The 17,960-nt window shown below is 70.1% G+C and carries 15 protein-coding genes; 9 read left to right on the top strand and 6 right to left on the bottom strand.

The annotated features are described in order from the left end of the window. Positions 1-2 precede the first annotated feature (2 nt). Together MSA03_RS03585 and guaA are read left to right on the top strand one after the other, a co-directional pair. Complete coding sequence (locus tag MSA03_RS03585) at positions 3-485, top strand: DUF3817 domain-containing protein (protein WP_147049648.1); 483 nt, start codon at positions 3-5, stop codon at positions 483-485. Next, a complete protein-coding gene (gene guaA, locus MSA03_RS03590) occupies positions 482-2,065 on the top strand; it encodes a glutamine-hydrolyzing GMP synthase (protein ID WP_028497291.1) in 1,584 nt (527 codons plus the stop codon). The genes MSA03_RS03585 and guaA overlap by 4 nt, the downstream gene beginning before the upstream one ends. Before the next feature lie 124 nt (positions 2,066-2,189). On the opposite strand, the gene MSA03_RS03595 is transcribed toward guaA, so the two are convergent. Then, positions 2,190-3,110, bottom strand: coding sequence for a Bax inhibitor-1/YccA family protein (locus tag MSA03_RS03595; protein ID WP_147049649.1), 921 nt, complete (start codon positions 3,108-3,110; stop codon positions 2,190-2,192). Positions 3,111-3,245: 135 nt separating this feature from the next. On the opposite strand from MSA03_RS03595, the gene MSA03_RS03600 reads away from it, so the two are divergent. The 4 genes from MSA03_RS03600 to MSA03_RS14620 all read left to right on the top strand — a co-directional run bounded on the left by MSA03_RS03600 (position 3,246) and on the right by MSA03_RS14620 (position 9,586). Continuing rightward, positions 3,246-4,253 carry a glycerophosphodiester phosphodiesterase family protein gene (locus MSA03_RS03600; protein ID WP_147049650.1) on the top strand — a complete coding sequence of 336 codons (1,008 nt, stop codon included), beginning with the start codon at positions 3,246-3,248 and terminating at the stop codon, positions 4,251-4,253. A gap of 70 nt (positions 4,254-4,323) precedes the next feature. After that, positions 4,324-5,256: an ABC transporter ATP-binding protein gene (locus MSA03_RS03605; RefSeq protein WP_147049651.1), complete on the top strand. Its 933-nt coding sequence runs from the start codon at positions 4,324-4,326 to the stop codon at positions 5,254-5,256. After that, positions 5,253-6,335, top strand: coding sequence for an ABC transporter permease (locus tag MSA03_RS03610; protein ID WP_147049652.1), 1,083 nt, complete (start codon positions 5,253-5,255; stop codon positions 6,333-6,335). The genes MSA03_RS03605 and MSA03_RS03610 overlap by 4 nt, the downstream gene beginning before the upstream one ends. A gap of 131 nt (positions 6,336-6,466) precedes the next feature. Continuing rightward, positions 6,467-9,586: a S8 family serine peptidase gene (locus MSA03_RS14620; RefSeq protein WP_147049653.1), complete on the top strand. Its 3,120-nt coding sequence runs from the start codon at positions 6,467-6,469 to the stop codon at positions 9,584-9,586. A gap of 70 nt (positions 9,587-9,656) precedes the next feature. Here the strand turns inward: MSA03_RS14620 and MSA03_RS03620 are convergent, their stop codons facing one another. The 5 genes from MSA03_RS03620 to MSA03_RS03640 all read right to left on the bottom strand — a co-directional run bounded on the left by MSA03_RS03620 (position 9,657) and on the right by MSA03_RS03640 (position 12,980). Beyond that, a complete protein-coding gene (locus tag MSA03_RS03620; RefSeq protein ID WP_244946306.1) occupies positions 9,657-9,995 on the bottom strand; it encodes a DUF8738 domain-containing protein in 339 nt (112 codons plus the stop codon). Positions 9,996-10,182: 187 nt separating this feature from the next. Then, a complete protein-coding gene (locus MSA03_RS03625; RefSeq protein ID WP_147049654.1) occupies positions 10,183-11,133 on the bottom strand; it encodes a manganese catalase family protein in 951 nt (316 codons plus the stop codon). 122 nt (positions 11,134-11,255) lie between these two features. Further along, positions 11,256-11,831, bottom strand: coding sequence for a DUF3618 domain-containing protein (locus MSA03_RS03630; RefSeq protein ID WP_028497299.1), 576 nt, complete (start codon positions 11,829-11,831; stop codon positions 11,256-11,258). Further along, on the bottom strand, positions 11,828-12,241 hold the full coding sequence (locus MSA03_RS03635) for a phage holin family protein (protein WP_028497300.1): 414 nt from the start codon (positions 12,239-12,241) through the stop codon (positions 11,828-11,830). The genes MSA03_RS03630 and MSA03_RS03635 overlap by 4 nt, the downstream gene beginning before the upstream one ends. Further along, the gene (locus tag MSA03_RS03640; RefSeq protein ID WP_147049655.1) at positions 12,219-12,980 is read right to left on the bottom strand and encodes a hypothetical protein; all 762 of its coding nucleotides are present in this window, start codon (positions 12,978-12,980) and stop codon (positions 12,219-12,221) included. Before MSA03_RS03640 ends, MSA03_RS03635 begins: the two co-directional genes overlap by 23 nt. A 223-nt stretch (positions 12,981-13,203) precedes the next feature. On the opposite strand from MSA03_RS03640, the gene MSA03_RS03645 reads away from it, so the two are divergent. From MSA03_RS03645 to MSA03_RS03655, 3 genes are all read left to right on the top strand, one after another. Beyond that, a complete protein-coding gene (locus MSA03_RS03645) occupies positions 13,204-14,028 on the top strand; it encodes an FUSC family protein (RefSeq protein WP_147049656.1) in 825 nt (274 codons plus the stop codon). A gap of 42 nt (positions 14,029-14,070) precedes the next feature. Next, a complete protein-coding gene (locus tag MSA03_RS03650) occupies positions 14,071-14,460 on the top strand; it encodes an ester cyclase (RefSeq protein ID WP_147049657.1) in 390 nt (129 codons plus the stop codon). Between the two features lie 123 nt (positions 14,461-14,583). Then, entirely contained in the window at positions 14,584-17,949 is a 3,366-nt protein-coding gene (locus tag MSA03_RS03655; RefSeq protein ID WP_170245443.1) for a DEAD/DEAH box helicase, read from the top strand. Positions 17,950-17,960: the final 11 nt, after the last annotated feature.

Here is a 17,960-nt window from a genome sequence, read left to right on the forward strand (position 1 = left end):
GCATGCCTCAGCCCAAGCTCGCCACCTTTCCGGCGATCCGCGGAGCGCTGAAGTTCTACCAGGTCGCGTCGGTCATCACCGGCGTCATGCTGCTGCTCTTGTGCGCCGAGATGATCGTGAAGTACTTCCTGAAGTACGAGCTGTTCCTCGGCGGCGCCGGCGGGTTCCTGTGGTTCGCGCAGGTGGATGCGTTCGGCGAGTCCACCGGCGACGGGGTCAACCTGTCGCTCCTGATCCTCATCGCGCACGGCTGGTTCTACGTCGTGTACCTCTTCGCCTGCTTCCGCGTGTGGAGCCTCATGCGCTGGGGCTTCGTGCGGTTCGTGACGCTCGCCCTCGGCGGCATCGTCCCGCTGCTGTCCTTCTCCATGGAGCTGCGCGTCGCGCGCGAAGTGCGGGCCTATCTCGCCCAGCGGGAAGCGTCCGAGCGCGACACCGCCCCGCCCTCCGAATCCGCCCCGATCCCGACGGAGAACATCCGGTGACCAGCCAGACCGAGACCGCCCAGCGGCCCGTCCTCGTCGTCGACTTCGGCGCACAGTACGCGCAGCTGATCGCGCGCCGCGTGCGCGAAGCCGGCGTCTACAGCGAGCTCATCCCGCACACCGCGACGGCCGCCGAGGTCGCCGAGCGCAACCCGGTGGGCATCATCCTCTCCGGCGGCCCGTCGTCGGTGTACGAGCCCGGCGCGCCGACGCTCGACCCCGGCGTGCTCGAACTCGGCATCCCGACCCTGGGCATCTGCTACGGCTTCCAGGTGATGGCGCAGCAGCTCGGCGGCGAGGTCGCCAACACGGGGCTCCGCGAGTACGGCGCCACCGACGCGACGCTCGCCGGTGACGGCGGCGTGCTCCTGGGCGGTCAGCCCGCCGAGCAGAACGTGTGGATGAGCCACGGCGACCAGGTCGCGAAGGCCCCCGAGGGCTTCGACGTCCTCGCCTCGACCGCCGCGACCCCGGTCGCCGCGTTCGGCAACGCCGAGCGCAACCTCTACGGCGTGCAGTGGCATCCCGAGGTCAAGCACTCCGACCACGGCCAGGACGTCCTGGAGAACTTCCTGCACAAGGCCGCGGGCCTGCCCGCCGACTGGAACAGCGGCAACGTGATCGCCGAGCAGGTCGAGAAGATCCGCGCCCAGGTCGGATCGGGCCGCGTCATCTGCGGTCTCTCCGGCGGCGTCGACTCCGCCGTGGCCGCAGCACTCGTGCACAAGGCCGTCGGCGACCAGCTCGTCTGCATCTTCGTCGACCACGGGCTGCTCCGGAAGAACGAGCGCGAGCAGGTCGAACAGGACTACGTCGCCTCCACCGGTGTGCGCCTCGTCACGATCGACGCGCGCGACCAGTTCCTCTCCGCGCTCGCCGGCGTCAGCGACCCGGAGCAGAAGCGCAAGATCATCGGCCGGGAGTTCATCCGCACGTTCGAGCAGGCCGAAGCCGCGCTCGTCGCGGAGGCCGCCGCGGACGGCGAGCCGATCCGCTTCCTCGTGCAGGGCACCCTGTACCCCGACGTCGTCGAGTCGGGCGGCGGAGCGGGCACCGCGAACATCAAGAGCCACCACAACGTGGGCGGCCTGCCGGAGGACCTGCAGTTCGAGCTCGTCGAGCCGCTGCGGACCCTGTTCAAGGACGAGGTCCGCGCGATCGGCCGCGAGCTCGGGCTCCCCGAGGTCATCGTCGGCCGCCAGCCGTTTCCGGGGCCCGGTCTCGGCATCCGGATCGTCGGTGAGGTCACCGCTGACCGTCTCGCGATTCTGCAGGATGCCGACGCCATCGCCCGCGAGGAGCTGACCAAGGCGGGCCTCGACGACGAGATCTGGCAGTGCCCCGTCGTGCTGCTGGCCGACGTGCGCTCGGTCGGTGTCCAGGGCGACGGTCGCACGTACGGACACCCCATCGTGCTGCGCCCGGTCTCCAGCGAGGACGCCATGACGGCCGACTGGAGCCGTCTGCCCTATGACGTCCTGTCGAAGATCTCGAACCGCATCACGAACGAGGTCCGCGAGGTGAACCGTGTCGTCCTCGACGTCACGAGCAAGCCCCCGGGGACCATCGAGTGGGAGTGAGCGTGTGACGGATGCCGTGGCCTGAGGGTCACGGCATCCGTCGTTCGCGGGTCATGTCGCGGGCCCGCGGACGCACGAAGAAGGGCCGCCCGGCGTACCGGGCGGCCCTTCTTGTGGAGTGCGGTCAGTTGCTGCCGCGGACGATCGCGATCATGCGCAGGATCTCGACGTACAGCCACACGACCGTGACCATGATCCCGAAGGCGCCGAGCCAGCCGAACTGGCGCGGGGCGCCGTTGCGGACGCCCTGCTGGATCTGGTCGAAGTCGAGCACGAGCGAGTACGCGGCCATGATGACGACCAGCACGCCGATGATGAGGCCGAGCGGGATGCCGGCGATCGTGGCGCTGTACAGGCCGAAGGTCTGCTCTGCCGGCAGGACGTTGGTCCACATGAGGACGAGGTTCAGCAGCGAGAAGACGAGGTAGCCGATCATCGCGATCATGAAGATCTTCGTGGCCTTCTTCGAGGCACGGATCTTGCCGCTCGCGAACAGGGCCAGCGTCACGCCGACGACGGAGACGGTCGCGAGGGTGGCCTGCATGACGATGCCGGGCCACATGATCTCGAAGAACGCCGAGATGCCGCCGATGAAGAGCCCCTCGAACGCCGCGTAGGCGAAGATCAGCGCGGGGCGGATCTTCTTGCGCGACGTGAAGGTGATGACCATCGCGAGGACGAAGCCGCCGAGCGCGCCGATGATCCAGGGCATCATGGTGAACGCCTGGTTCGGGTCGCCGGTGATGCCGAACGATCCGCCGAGCGTCCACAGCCAGCCGACGACCGCCGTGACCAGCAGGATGGCGAACAGGCTGAACGTCTTGATGACGGTGTCCTCGACGGTCATGCGACCGGTCTCGATGGATCCCGCGGGCGGGGCGGCGAACATGCCCTCGAGCTGCGCGCTGGCGGCGACGTCGGCGCCCTGGTGGGCGGCGGTCGCGTACTGCGTTGAGGTGCCCGCCTGCTGCGCCGCGGGAGGGGTCAGGCCCGGCCGCTGCTCTTTGAAGGCCGGGTTGTTGAATGCGAAGTTGCCGGAGGCCATGGTCTCTCTCACTCCAAGAATCGGGTCACAGCGCGGTGCTGTGGATTACAGGGTATCGGACGGGGTTCCCGCAGCGGCAGTACAGGCTGTGAGAGCGCTACGAACCGCGGGGATGGCGACGGGTAGCCTGGAACGATGCCCCGCCGCAGACCCCTCGTGATCGGTCATCGCGGCGCGCCCGGCTACCGCCCCGAGCACACCCGCTCCTCGTATGACCTGGCCCTCGAGCTGGGTGTCGACGCCGTCGAACCCGACGTCGTCGTCACGAAGGACCGGGTCCTCGTCGTCCGTCACGAGAACGAGATCGGCTCGACCACCGACGTCGCCGCGCACCCCGAATTCGCCGACCGCCGCACCACGAAGACGATCGACGGCGCGGAGATCACGGGATGGTTCACCGAGGACTTCACGTGGGCCGAGCTCGCGACGCTGCGGTGCCGGGAACGGCTGCCGCAGCTGCGGCCGGGGAGCGCGAGCTTCGACGGCGAGCAGCCGCCGCTGCGGCTGCGCGACGTGCTCGACATCGTCCGCCTCGCCTCGCTGGACCAGGGTCGGGAGATCGGCGTCGTGCTGGAGATCAAGCACGCGACCTACTTCGCCGGACTCGGGGTCGACGTTGCAGGCCTCGTCGCCGCGGAGCTGCAGGCCAGCGGCTGGGCCGACGGCGCGCTGCCGCTCGTGCTCGAGTCGTTCGAGTCGACCGTGCTGATGCAGCTGCGGGAGCACGGCATCCGCGGGTCGTACATCTACCTCTTCGAAGCGGCCGGCCGCCCCTACGACCTCGTCGCAGCCCTCGGCCGCAACGCACCGACCTACCCGTCGCTGGCCACGCCGGCGGGCCTGGACGGACTCGTCGGGGTCGTCGACGGCATCAGCCTCGACAAGCGCATGATCCTCGCGCCCGACCGGCTCGGGCGGCCCACCGGTCCGGCGCCGATCGTCGCCGAGGCGCACGCGCGCGGCCTCCGCGTCTTCACATGGACCTGCCGGCCGGAGAACTCGTTCCTCCTCCCGTCGTTCCGCCACGGCCGGGACAAGTCGGCCCTCGGTGACTACGAAGCCGAGTGGCAGGTCATCGCCGACGCCGGGGTCGACGGGGTGTTCGTTGACCACCCCGACCTCGGTACCGCGTTCTTCCGCTGATCCGCCGGCGTACCGGGACACATGCCCCGGCGTTCATGCACGGTCCACAGGGAACCCCTAGGGTGAGCGCATGAGCACCCCCGGCATCGTCGCGCGCGGAGTCAAACGGTCCTTCGGGAACGTGCACGCGGTCCGCGACGTCACACTCGAGGCGCGCGAGGGCGCCGTCACCGGCCTCGTCGGCCCGAACGGGTCGGGGAAGACGACGCTGCTGCTGATGCTGGCGTCCCTGCTGCAGCCCGACGAGGGCGAGCTGCGCATCGGCGGGATCGACCCGATCGCCGACCCGGCCGGCGCGCGCGGCGTCCTCGGCTGGATGCCGGACGCGCTCGGCGCGTGGCAGACCCTCAGCGCCCGCGAGACCATCGTTACGACGGGCCGGCTCTACGACCTGGACAAGGAGCGCTCCGCCGCCCGGGCGGCGGAGCTGCTGAGCATCGTCGGCCTGGAAGACCTCGCCGACGCCCCGGCGCGGGTCCTCTCCCGCGGTCAGAAGCAGCGGCTCGGCCTCGCCCGAGCGCTCGTGCACGACCCGCAGGTCCTCCTCCTCGACGAGCCGGCGTCCGGCCTGGACCCGCAGGCGCGGATCGACCTGCGACTGCTGCTGCGGCGTCTGGCCGCCGAAGGGCGCACCATCCTCATCTCCAGTCACATCCTCTCCGAGCTGGAGGAGGTCGTCGACGACGCCGTCTTCCTCATCGCGGGGGAGACCGTCAGCGCCGAGCGCGTCGCCGCGGCCGCAAGCCGCGGACGGATGTGGCGTCTGCGCCTGGCCGACCGCGACGCGACGGCCGCCGCCCTCCCGGTCGCGCAGGCGCTCGGCTGGGATGTGAACCACATCCCCATCGAGCGCCGCGACCTGCTGCTGCACTTCGCCACCGACACCGACGCGGCGGCCGGGATCGCCGCGCTCGTGCGCGCGGGGCTCCCGGTGGCCGAGTTCAGTGCCGCGACGGGCCTCCTCGAACACACCTTCCTCGACCTCGAAGGGGGTGCGCGATGAACCTCGCCCGACTGTGGACCATCGCCCGGCTGGAGCTCGTCCAGCGGATGCGGACGGTGTCGTGGTTCGTCCTCCTCGGCATCTTCGCCACCCTCCTCGCGGGGGTCACGCTGCTGTCGTTCTTCGCCTTCCAGCGCACCGAGCAGAGCGGCGCCGCGATCTACTCGACGGTCGTCTACATCACGCTGCTGCTCGTGATCCTCGTCTCCCCGACGCTGAGCGGGAACAGCATCAACGGCGACCGGGATGCCGCGACCCTCGCCCCCGTGCAGGTCACGCTCGTCACGACCGGGGAGATCCTGCTCGGCAAGTTCCTCGCCGCGTGGATCACGGGCCTCGCGTTCGCCGTGGTCGCCGTGCCGTTCCTCGTCATCGCCTCGTTCGGCGGCGGCGTGCAGGCGGCGACGGTGCTGGTGTCCCTTGCCATCCTGGTCCTCGAGACCGGCATCATCGCCGCGATCGGCATCGCGATGAGCGGCATCCTGCCCCGCCCGCTGTTCTCCGTCGCCGCGACCTACCTCGTCGTCGCGGCCCTCGCGATCGGGAGCGTCATCGGGTTCGGGCTCGTCGGCGCGAGCATCACGAGCGAGGCCACGAACTCGTACCGGACGGCCGTGTACGACGACACCACCGGCGAGCCCGAGTGCAAGGACGGCGCCGAGAACTGCTGGAACGATCCGGAGGAGATGATCTGCGGCGAGTGGCAGGTCGACACCTGGCACGTCCCGCGCTTCGACCACGTCTGGTGGATGCTGGCGGCGAACCCCTTCGTCATCCTCGCGGACGCCACCCCCACGCAGTTCGACCGGCAGGGGAACGCCGTCGACGCGTTCGGCGCCCTCAAGTTCGGTGTGCGCTCCGCGCAGCTGCCGCCCGAGCTCGAGCAGCGCTGGGACGAGTGCGCCCCGTACGAGGAGCAGCGGTTCCCGAACGCCCGAGAAGTGATCGGGAAGACCGTGCCCAGCTGGTTCGTGGGGCTCGGGGTCCAGATCGCCCTCGCCGCCGCGCTGCTCTGGTGGGCGTGGGCGCGGACCCGCACGCCGGCGCGGCAGCTGCCTCCCGGGACGCGCATCGCGTGACCCCGTCCCGAGTAGATGAGAGCCTTCTCATCTACCCAGGACTATCGGCAACTGTCAGTCGATGCATAGCCTCCTATCAGCCTCCGCACACGAAGCGGGGGCAGTGCTCTGCACAGAAAGGCGGTCCCCCTTTGCACCGACGAATCCTGGCAGCAGCCGGCGTCATCGCGCTCTCGCTGCCCACGTCCGCGGCATTCGCCGCGACAGCCGACGACGACCCGTCGTCGCGTTTCACCCAGACGGAGGCCACCGGTCAGATCGACTCGAGCTTCCGTCCCGCCGCGCTCGACGCCTCGGGCCGTGTCACGGTCGTCATCGAGATGGCGGGCGACCCCGTCGCCGTCGTCCAGGCCGAGAAGGGGCGCGACCTCACCGCGGATGAGCGGTCATCGGTCAAAGCACAGCTGAAGCAGGCGCAGGACTCGATCCGCGGCTCGATCACCGGCAAGGGCGGCAAGATCCAAGCCCAGATGCAGTCCGCGTACAACGGCTTCCAGGCCTCCGTGCCGGCCGCCGAACTCGACGCCGTCGCCCAGCTCCCGGGCGTCGTCGCGATCCACCCGGTGCGCACCTACGAGATCGACAACGCCGTCTCCGTCCCGTACCTCGGCGTCCCCCAGGTCTGGGAGAACACCGGCTACACCGGCGAGAACGTCAAGGTCGCCATCCTCGACACCGGCATCGACTACACCCACGCCACCTTCGGCGGGCCCGGTACGGTCGCCGCGTACGAAGCCGCCAAGGCCACGTCGACTCAGCCCGCCGACCCGGCGCTCTTCGGCCCCGACGCGCCGCGCGTGAAGGGCGGCATCGACCTCGTCGGCGACGCCTACGACGCCGGCGGCACCGGCGCCGCGCTGACCCCCGTCCCGGACACCAACCCGCTGGACTGCCAGGGGCACGGCTCGCACGTCGCCGGCACCACGGCCGGCAGCGGCGTCCTCGCCGACGGCTCCACCTACGCGGGCGCCTACGACTCGACGACGTCGTCGAACTCGTTCCGCGTCGGCCCCGGTGTCGCCCCACAGGCCGACCTGTACGCCGTCCGCGTGTTCGGCTGCGACGGGTCGACGGATGTCGTCGTCCCCGCCATCGACTGGGCCGTCGCGAACGGCATGGATGTCATCAACATGTCGCTCGGCTCGTCCTTCGGCCGCGGGGATGACCCCGACGCCGTCGCCGCCTCCAACGCGGTGGGCGCCGGCGTGGTCGTCGTCGCCTCCGCCGGCAACTCCGGCCACAACCCGTATCTGACCGGTTCGCCGGGCACGGGCGACGGCGTCATCGCGGTCTCCGCGGTGGACAGCGCGGAGAGCTTCCCCGGCGCGACGATCACCGTCAACGGCACCGCGATCGAAGCGATCAACGCCAACGGCGCGTCCCTCGAGGGCATCGGCGACCTCACTGTCGTCCGCCTCGTCGACGACCCGGCCACGCCCGAGAACGAGGCCCTCGGGTGCTCCGTCGCGGCGTACACGAAGGCCGGAATCACGGCAGGCGGCAACCAGCTCGCCGTCATGCAGCGCGGCACCTGCGCCCGGGTGGCGAAGGCCATCTACGCGCAGCAGGCCGGAGCGGCAGCGGCGGTCATGGTCAACTCCGACAACACGCTGCCTCCATATGAGGGCATGATCACCTCGAACCCCGACGACGGCACACCGTACGTCGTGACGATCCCGTTCCTGGGCGTCCGCGCCTCGGACGGCGCCGCGCTCGTCGCCGGTGCCACCGCGACCCTCGCGGCGGCGCAGATCGCCAACCCCGGGTTCCGCGGCTACGCGTCGTTCACCTCCTCGGGCCCCCGCAGCGGTGACAGCGCCATCAGCCCCGACGTCGCGGCGCCCGGCGTCTCGATCGCGTCGGCGGACGTCGGCTCCGGCAACGGGGCGGCGATCATGTCGGGCACGTCGATGGCGGCCCCGCACGTCGCCGGTGTGGCGGCCCTGTCGGTGCAGGCGCACCCGGCCTGGTCGGCCTCGCAGGTGTCGGCATCCATCGTCTCCACGGCGGACCCGGAGAAGGTCGCCGGTCAGAGCCTCACCCTCGGCGGCGTCGGCCTCGTCGACACGGCGCAGGCTGTCGCGACGACCGTGACGGCGACCGGTGACGCGTTCCGCACGGAGAGCGGCTGGGCGCGCGAGTCGGCGCTGAGCTTCGGCTTCCAGGAGTCCCAGATCGGCTTCGGCGGCGTGAAGACCGTGACGATCCGCAACGACGGCAGCAGCGCCGTCACGTACGCGGTGTCGACCACGCCGTCCGCGGCGTCGCAGAACGCGAAGGTCAATGTCAGCGCGAAGTCGGTGACCGTCCGCCCGGGCGGCACGGCCAAGCTGCTCGTGACGGTCGCGGCCCTCGCGAAGGACATCCCGACGTCGAACGCCGGCGACGACCAGTTCTCGTTCTACGAGATCTCGGGCGACATCGTCCTCACGGCGGCGGACTCCACCCTGCGGGTTCCGTACCTCCTCGTGCCGCGCTCGAACAGCACGGTGACGGCGAACGCGACCGGCCCCTGGTTCTCCAAGAACCAGAAGGTGAAGGACGGCACGAAGCAGGTCACGCTGCGCAACACGCGCGGCGCGCTCGACGCGGACGCCGACTTCTACACGTGGGGCCTGTCCGACGCGAAGGATGCGACGAAGTCGCTTCCGGACAACGGGTACGACATCCGCGCGGCCGGAGTGCAGTCGTTCGATGTCGGCGGCGGCGACAAGCTGGTCGTCTTCGCGGTGAACACCCACAACCGCTGGTCCAACGCGGCGAGCAACGAGTACGACGTCATCATCGACACGGATCGGGACGGCGAACCCGACTGGATCGTGCTGTCGTACGACTCGGGTGCGGTGCGCGCGGGAAGCGCGAACGGGCTGGCCGAGACGTTCCTCGTGAACGCCGAGACCGGTGCGCTGTACCCGAGCGGCTTCCTCACGGCGGCTCCGACCGACAGTAGCACCCTGCTGCTGCCGGCGTTCGCGAGCGACCCCGGGATCACGGGCGCGTTCAACTACACGGTGCAGACCTTCGGGCTCTCCGGTGGCGAGGATGCGGTCCCCGCGTGGGCCACCTACGACCCGGCGGCGCCGGCGATCAGCAACGGCCAGTACGAGACGGTCCCGACGCGCGGCAGCGTGACGGTGGACGTCGCGGTGGATGCGGCCGCCTACGCGGCGCAGCAGCCGCTGGGCAGCATGATCGTCGTGCTCGACAACAAGTCGGGCGCTGACGAGGCCCTGCTCGTCAAGATCAAGTAGCACCGATGTGGGGAGGCCCGGATGTGCGAGCATCCGGGCCTCTTCGCGTGCGCGTCGCCGCGCTCAGCGCTCAGCGCTCGCAGAGCGTGGGGGAGTCGCCGGTGCCGAAGCGGTAGTCGTACTGCGCGTCATCCGTCGCGACGATCACGCGCACGCCGTCGATGATGGCCTGGGTGTAGGACTGGCCGGGCTTCGCGCAGCCGAGCGACCCGTCGGTGAACGTCACGGCCTCGGCGGAGACGATCTCCGGAGTGCCGGAGACGCCGCGCGACTCGAGATCGGCGAGGATGGCCGACCAGCGGGCGTCGGAGAGCTGCACGGGCGCACCCGTGGGCATCAGGGGACTGGTCGTGATGAACGGAGGCCGGCTCGAGCCGGAGGGTGAGCCGGGCGTGGCGTCGTCGGACATGGGACTCCCTGCACAGGCGGTGAGCGCGAAAGCGAGAGCGGCGGCGGATGCCGCGACCATGTGACGTCGTGTTCGCATGGCGCCTCCCTCGAAGCCGTTCACGTGACACTGCCAGCGTAGGGCCGTGGTCTGCGAAACGGCGGGGAGTTTCCGGCATCCGCCGCCTGGTCTCAGCTCATTCGGCGTCTCACTTCATGCGGCCGAAGGTCGCGTCGATGTCGGCCATCTCCATGGCGGCCGTCGCCTCGATGAGGGCGCGGAGGTCGGCGTCGGCACCGGGGGAGAACTCCTCGGGACGCTCCGGGGCGATCGTCATGGGAGCGCCGGCGGGCGTCTGCTCGCTGGCATCCAGGTGCGTGCCGTCACCCGACGGGGACATCCCCTGCACGATCTTCCCCGCCTGCGACTGGCCCGTGAGGTCGAACGAGTAGATCTTGCTCTGGAGGCCCATCTCCAGCAGCCGCTTGACCTCGGGGAACGACTCCGCGTTCGTCTTCGGGATCGGCAGCGATGTGCGCCAGTTGACCCCCAGCGTCTCGAGGGCCTTCGCGTAGGCGTTCTCGTGCGCCTGATCACGCACGATCAGATAGGAGATCGTGGACCGGGCGGTCTTGTTGTCGGTCATCTCGTAGAGGCGGCATTTCTGCAGCCGACCGGTGGATTCGAGCATGAGGTTGTAGAGCAGGTCGAGCACGAGGTTGCCGGAGTTGTACACGTAGCTGCCCATCCAGGGGTTCCCGACGGCGTCGACCGGGAGGGCGCCCTGCGCGCCGACGAGGTAGTGGTGGATGTTGTCCTCGGACAGCGCGATGTTCAGGGGGACAGCGCCACCGGAGCCCGGCTTGTCGACCGGATCGGCGGGCTTGCCCTGGTAGCGCGGCGACCCGTCGAGGAGACGCGCGATCGTCGTGCCGATCAGCTCGACGTGGCTGATCTCCTCGGTGCCGATGCCCTGGATGAGGTCCTTGTACGGCTTGCCGTCGGGGCCGCGGAAGTTGATGCTCTGGAAGAGGTACTGCATCATCGTGCGCATCTCCCCGAACTGTCCGCCGAGCCCCTCCTGCAGGGCGTTGGCGGCGGCCGGGTCCGGCTCGTCGGCGGCGATCTCGTTGATGAATTCCTGGACGTGGAAGTACATTGATGCCTCCGGGGTGGATCAGTCAGGATGGAGGTGTCAGGGGCCTCCGTTTTGCCTGGCGGGGTGGACGCTGCGCGCCCTGCGGGGCGAGGGCAGGTGCCCCCGCCCCGACGGTTGCGCGGTCAGCTGCCGCTGATGTTCGACCGCGCCTGCTGCGCCTGATCGGACACCGTGCCGGCGGCGTCGGTCGCCTCGCTCTTGACGTTCTCGACGGCCTCGGTGGCGCGGTCCTTCACCGCCGCCGCCGCCTCCTGCGCCGGTGCCTTGAGGTCGCCGGCGACCTCCTTGGCGACACTCGCGACCTCGTCGACGAGGGGCTGCGCGGTGTCCTTCACCGACTCGGCGATCTCCCTCTCCTTGCGGGAGGCGGGGATCAGCGACGCGACGAGCAGGCCCACGCCGAAGGCGATGAGGCCTACCGCGAGGGGCGCGCCCTCCGCCTTCGCCTTCACATCGTGGGCGATGTCCGCGGCGCCGTGCGCCACGCCGGACGCAGCCGACGACGCCGACGACGAGGCGTCGTCAGCGGCGCCCATGATCCGGTCGCGGACGGAGCCGAACACTCCGCGGACCTTGTCCGCCTGGCGCTGGGCGATCTTGGACGGGGTGACCTTGTCGGCGAGGGCGTCGACGTCGAGCCCCAGCTCCTCCCGGGTGCGCTCGATGTCGGCGCGGATCGCTTCGGGTGAATCGCTCATCGGTTCTCCTCATTTCTCTTGAATGCTTCGGGGATCTCCTGCAGCGTCTCCACGGTCTGCGGAGCGCCCTTCACTTCGTTCAGCTGCTTGCGACCGACCGCGTACAGGATCGCGGCGATGATCGCCCACAGCACGGCCACGACGACACCGGACCAGCCCGCGCCGATCAGGTCCGACAGGGCGGCCCAGAGCGCGATGGACAGGAACAGCACCGTCATGGATGCCGCGTACCCGGCCCCGCCGAGCATCCCGGCGCCCTTGGCCGACGTCGTCGCCGTTTCTTTCAGTTCCGCCTTCGCGAGCGCGAGCTCCTGGCGCATGAGCGTCGAGAGGTCGCGCGTCACCTCGCCGAGCAGATCGCCGAGCGATGTGTCGGCGGCGCGGCGCTCAGACGGAGTCGGATCGCTCACCTGACACCCCCTGTCCGGTACCGCTCAGGCTCGTGCCACCCTGTGCCGTGCCACCCATGCGCGACTCGGACTCGGAGTACCGCGGCGTCTCCGCGTACGTCGGGGTCGTCTCGATGACCGGCGGCGGCGGGACGACGGTGACGTTCGACGGCAGAGCGGGAGTCCCGGATGCCGGCGCCCACGCGTCGGCCTCGGACTGCTCCTTGGCGTTGGTGGCCAGTGCGCGCGTCAGGCGCCCGACGAGCACTCCCGCGACAAGGGCGCCGCCGATGAAGGCACCGGGGCGACGCCGTGCGAACGCCTTGACATCCGTCAGCACCGCCGACGGGTCGCGGCTGCTGAGCCAGGAGGCCGCACCCGAGACGCGCTCGGAGACCTTCTGGACGAGGTCGCCGGCGACCCCGCTCCCCTCGGAATTGCGCGCCATCGATCCGAGCTCGTCGCCGAGCGCGCTGAGCCCCGTGGCGATGCGCTCCTGCTGCTTCGAGGCCTGATCGGTGAACTCGTGCCGGGCCTGGTGGTACAGATCGGTGACCTGCGCCTTGGTCTCCTGCGCGACGGAGGCGGCCTCGTCCTTCGCGGTCCCGGCGACATCCTTCGCCGCGCCCGTGGCCGTGTCCTTCATGTCGGCAGCTTCCTGCTTCGCGGTGTCGAGGGTGTGCGACTCTCCGCTCCCTGCTGTCTGGGGCTGGGCTGTCTGGGGCTCGCCCGCGCCCAGGCCGTCATTGCCGTATGACATGGTCTCTCCTTCGTTGGGGACCCATCGGGTCGTCGATGGGATACCCGGTCTACGTGGCCGTTCCGGCGTGGCGGAGGGGCTTGCATCACGCCGCGAGGTATGGCATGAGCGCGCGCGGAGGTCTGCCGGAGTGCCGTTCCGGCGCCGATCGCCGATCCGCAGGCCGGGGGCTCCGGAGTCAACCCCCTCCGTTGGTCCAGGTGAGCGCAGTTACCGTGACGGGATGGCCCGAGATCCCTCCGTCGCGCGACGGCGCCGCCTCGCGGGCGCTGTCCGCACCGCCGGCGGCGAGGTTTTCGCCGCCTCCCGGCTCGTGCTCGCGCTCAAGACAGCGATTGCCGTGGCCGTCGCCTGGTATCTGGCTCCCCTGGTCCCCTTCGCCGACGCTGAGTACTCCTACTACGCTCCGTTGGGCGTCCTCGTGGCGATGTACCCGACCGTCGTCGATTCGGCGAAGTCGGGGATTCTCGCACTCGTCGGGCTGGCCTGCGGGATAGCCCTGGGCCTCGGCGGCCTCGCAATCGTCGCCCTGGGGGCGCCGGCGATCGTCGGAGTCGCTTTCGTCGTGGGTGCGGGCGTGGCGCTCGGCGGCATCCGCGCGCTCGACGCCGGGCGCGACTGGATCGCCATCGCAGCGCTCTTCGTGCTCCTTCTGGGCGGGCACGAGACGGAGGAGTTCTCCAGCTCCTACATTGTGACCATGGCCTTCGGCGTGCTCGTCGGGGTCGCGGCGAACTATCTCCTGCTGCCGCCGGTCTACCTCCGCGACGCCGCGGCGCGCCTGTCCGAGTTGCGCGAGCATCTCGAGGAACAGCTTCGGCTGATGGCGGAGATGGTGGATGTGCGGAAGGTGGATGCCGAACGGCTCACGACCGGGAGCGATGCGCTCGCCGAGCGGGCCGCTGCGGTCGCCGACGACGTCCACGAGGCCGCCCGCAGCCGGCGCGCCAACCCGCGGGCTCGACGTCTCGACGACCTGCACGACGAGAACGCGCGGCGCTGGTGGGCGCTGGGCCGGATCATCGAGATCTCGCGGCCGTTTGCATGATGCACGCACGGGCGGGGCGCGGCCGGCGTCGATAATGGGCGGGTGGAACCGTGGGAGATGCGCGCGTGGCATGCGGAGTACCTCGACGCGTGCAACAGCCACGACCTCGATGCGATTCGCTCGTTCGTCGATCCGGCCGTGCGCCGCGCGCACCTGCCGGGCGGCAGCGATGCCTGGGTCGCGGACCTGGCCGACCTCTTCCACGCGTTCCCGGACTGGCGGTGGCGACGCATCCAGCTGATCGTCGAGGACGACCGGGTCGCTGTTCATCTTCGCGGCGCCGGCACGCATCTCGGCGCCTTCCGCGGCATCGCTCCGACGCGACGCCATGTCAACGTCGCCGAATTCGCGATGCACCGGGTGGCCGACGGCCGCATCGTGGAGTCCACCGGCACAGACGCCGTCGAACTGATCATCCACCTCGGGGCATGACTCGGATGTGACGATGGAGGGCGCCACCACCTCTCTGCGGCGGTTGGTAGCCCGCTCACCGTGAGCAACTGCCACTCGATGACCGATGCCTGGGTACGCTTTCCCAGACATGGGAGAGCGACGGTGAGTTCGGCGGCCGAGCCTCGACGGCTGTCGAACTACGGTGACGGCGCTGACCTGCTCGCCGCGCTCACGGAGGCATTGTCGAGCGCTCGTGTACGCCTCTGGGTGAAGGTGCCGTGGTGGGATGTCTCGCCGCTCGCGCGGCGGCTCCTCGACGGTGTGCTCGCGGCCCACCGGCGCGGTGTCGATGTTCGCGTGCTGTGCCGGCCTGAGGCGTCCAATGACGCGGTGATGCGGACGCTCCGCGATGCCGGCGTGTCGGTCACCGCCGTGCGGTACATCCACGAGAAGGAGATCATCGCCGACGAGCTTGCGATCACGCACTCGATGAACTTCACGTCGGCGGAGATCTCGCGCAACCAGAACTCCGGGTTCGTGCACACCGATCCCGCGATGATCGAGGCTGTCGAACTCGGCTTCCGGTCGCTGCTCGAGAACGCGTCCACGGTCGCGGAGGGCGAGGAATCCTGGACTCCCGCTTCCGCACTGATTCCTGACTCGCTGCGCACGTACCTCGACCGGTTCGGTCGACTGAACCCGTTGCAATCGAAGGCCGTGCCCGTCGTGCTCGCGGCGGCGGGTCATGTGATGGTGGTAGCGCCGACCAGCTCCGGCAAGACTCTCATCGGGGAGGTCGCCGCGCTGCGTTCCATCGTGACCGACGGCAAGCCGGCGGTGTGGCTCCTGCCTGCGCGGGCCCTGGCCGCAGAGGTCGCCGAGATCGCACGGCGGTGGAACGCCCACGGCATCCGAACGATCGAACTCACCGGCGAGACCAACATGTCGAGCGACGCAGTGGCGCAGGCTCAGCTCTGGGTCGCGACGACGGAGAAGTTCGAGGCGCTGTACCGGCGGGCCTCGCTCAAGGACGTCATCGGCCGGATCGGATGCCTCATCATCGACGAAGTCCATCTGGTCGGCGACCCCTCCCGCGGTGCCACGCTCGAGTCGATGATCGCGCGGCTCCGCGTCGCCGAGGGGCGCACCCGGATCGTCGCGCTCTCCGCGACCGTGTCGAACGCCCATGAACTTGCGGCGTGGTTCCATGCGGACCTCGTGCGCTCGACGTGGCGGCCGACGGTCCTCACGACGCAGCTCGTGCCATACGACCCGCCGGTGCACGGCAAACGCGAGCAGTTCGAATCCGCGAAGGACGACATCGTCGTCCCACTCCTCCGAAGCCTCGTCGGCGCGGACCTCGGCGCCGAGTCTCCGTCCGCTGACGGCGGTTCGAGCGCGGTCGTGTTCTGCGGAAGCAAGGCCGCGGTGATCCGCACCGCCGCGCGGGCCGCCGGTGTGCGCTCCCACGGTGTCGAACTGGAGACGGTCGTGGAGGAGTGCTTCCGCCGCGGGGTCGGCATCCACTTCCGCGACGCACCCCGCGCTGGCCGCGCGCTGGACGCATTCCGCGCGCGGCAGCTGCGCGTACTCGTCGCCACGTCCGGGCTGTCGACGGGCGTCAACACGCCGGCCAAGTTCGTCATCATCCGCGACCTGGAGCTCGGGATGACGCCGCTTGAAGTCAGCCAGGCGCAGCAGATGTTCGGGCGGGCCGGCCGTGCCGGTCAGGAGCCCGAGGGATACGGGTTCATGCTCGTCCCGCGCGCCGACGAGGGAACGTGGAAGATCAAGCTCAGCGACGGCTACGCGGCGAACAGCCGCATCGTCACTCAGCTCGGCGACGCCATCCTCGCCGAGCTGCTGCTCGGATCGGTCACCGACCGCGCGAGCGCGCGCTCGTGGTTCGAGCAGACCCTCGCCTTTGCGCAGAATCGGACGTCCGTCGACCTCGACGATGTCATCGACAGCCTGCTCGCGCGCAGCTTCGCGACCGAGATCGACGGGCAGCTCGCGCCGACCGAGATCGGGATGCTGACATCCCGGCTCATGATCGAGGTCGATTCCGCGGGCGAGATGCTCCGAGCCCTCGCCGCGCTTCCGCTCCCTTCCACAGCCGATGAGGCGGAGGAGTTGGTACTCCAGACCGTCGCGAGCGCGGCCGCCGCGCTGCGGGAACGACCCGTCAATGAGCGGGCCTACACCGGCTACGTCGACGAGCTGCTGACCGCGTGGTCGCCCCGTGTGCTCGCTCGCACGCGCGACTGGTTCGGGGCCCGACTGTGCATGGCAGCGGCGCAGATCGCGCTCCGCTCGCCGGCTCGGGCCCGCGACACCCTGCCGGCGGGAGTGTCGATGGCGGAGCTTCGTCGCGCCGTCGAAGACATGCCGCGATATCTCGCATGGGTCGCAGCGCTCGGATACGCGGACGCCGCGACCTGGGCTCCCGCGGTGGCCGGCGACCTCGCCCGCCGACTGACCTGGTGGCAGCTCACGCCCCACCCAGAGCGGGGCACGGGGCGCCTCCTGTGGATGCTGGAGCGCATGCTCGATCCTCAGCATCACCGCGCCCGGATGTCCGATCTGTGGCGCCGGGCACGCGGCGCCGGGTTTGCATCGCCGGATGGGATCAACGCACGGCCGCGTGGCGTGGACGTGACTGCGGAAGGGTTCGCCGACATCGTGGGCTCGCGCGCCGACATCAGTCTGGAACCGCTCGTCGACCTCGAACTGACCTACCGAAGCCCGAACACGCACGCGCGCGTGACAGCCATGACGTCGACCGGCGCGGCACGCGCCATCGCGACGACGAGACCTGCTCAGGGCCCGATCGACATCATCCTGCCGCCGAGATCTTCCGGCACCGTCGCCGCCGACGTCTTCCTCTACACGCGCGACGGCGACTTCGGATACGCCAGCCTCCTCGCGGACGTGCCGGAGAGTGCAGCGTCCGTCGGCCCGGTCGAGGAATCGGTCGCACTCATCGCCGATCTGCCCGACGTCCACTCCGTTCTCGCGCATCCCCGCGGTGTCCGCCGGCTGTTCCAGGGCGAACGGAAACGGCTGCGGGACAGCATGCGACCCCTGATCTCCCCCGACCCGCGTCTCGGACCGGTCGCTGTCGCGCTGTCGGAGCATCACACCGAATCCCGGCTAGCGATCATCGCCCTGCGTACCAACCTTCGCGCGCTGCTGCGCGAGGCGAGCCGGACCGACCTCAGGCCGCCGCACGCCGTGCTGCGCTCACGCGAAGCGTCGGAGGCCGAAGTGCAGATCACGCTCGCCGCACTTCTCGCCGCGCTGCACATGGATACCGGCATCGCGACCGCCGACGGTCACCCGCTCGCCGTGGTCAGGGCGGACGACGGGTGGGCACTCGCGGGTCCGCGGCATGCCCAGCCCGGGCGCATCGAGCCGCTCATCCCGAACTCGCTGCCGCCGCAGATCGAGGCGGTCTCGGCGCCGCCGGAGACTGCCGAGGTGGAGACGGCGCCACGATGCGCGTGGATGTCGGAGTTCGTGCTGTAGCGACGATCCCG

This window comes from Microbacterium saccharophilum, assembly GCF_007992455.1.
GTDB lineage: Bacteria > Actinomycetota > Actinomycetes > Actinomycetales > Microbacteriaceae > Microbacterium > Microbacterium saccharophilum.

Coding starts and splice junctions, on each gene's coding strand:
- MSA03_RS03620 (WP_244946306.1), bottom strand. CDS start 9,995: ATGTCCGACGACGCCACGCCCGGCTCACCCTCCGGCTCGAGCCGGCCT.
- MSA03_RS03625 (WP_147049654.1), bottom strand. CDS start 11,133: ATGTACTTCCACGTCCAGGAATTCATCAACGAGATCGCCGCCGACGAG.
- MSA03_RS03630 (WP_028497299.1), bottom strand. CDS start 11,831: ATGAGCGATTCACCCGAAGCGATCCGCGCCGACATCGAGCGCACCCGG.
- MSA03_RS03640 (WP_147049655.1), bottom strand. CDS start 12,980: ATGTCATACGGCAATGACGGCCTGGGCGCGGGCGAGCCCCAGACAGCC.
- MSA03_RS03605 (WP_147049651.1), top strand. CDS start 4,324: ATGAGCACCCCCGGCATCGTCGCGCGCGGAGTCAAACGGTCCTTCGGG.
- MSA03_RS03610 (WP_147049652.1), top strand. CDS start 5,253: ATGAACCTCGCCCGACTGTGGACCATCGCCCGGCTGGAGCTCGTCCAG.
- MSA03_RS03585 (WP_147049648.1), top strand. CDS start 3: ATGCCTCAGCCCAAGCTCGCCACCTTTCCGGCGATCCGCGGAGCGCTG.
- MSA03_RS03645 (WP_147049656.1), top strand. CDS start 13,204: ATGGCCCGAGATCCCTCCGTCGCGCGACGGCGCCGCCTCGCGGGCGCT.
- MSA03_RS03600 (WP_147049650.1), top strand. CDS start 3,246: ATGCCCCGCCGCAGACCCCTCGTGATCGGTCATCGCGGCGCGCCCGGC.
- MSA03_RS03595 (WP_147049649.1), bottom strand. CDS start 3,110: ATGGCCTCCGGCAACTTCGCATTCAACAACCCGGCCTTCAAAGAGCAG.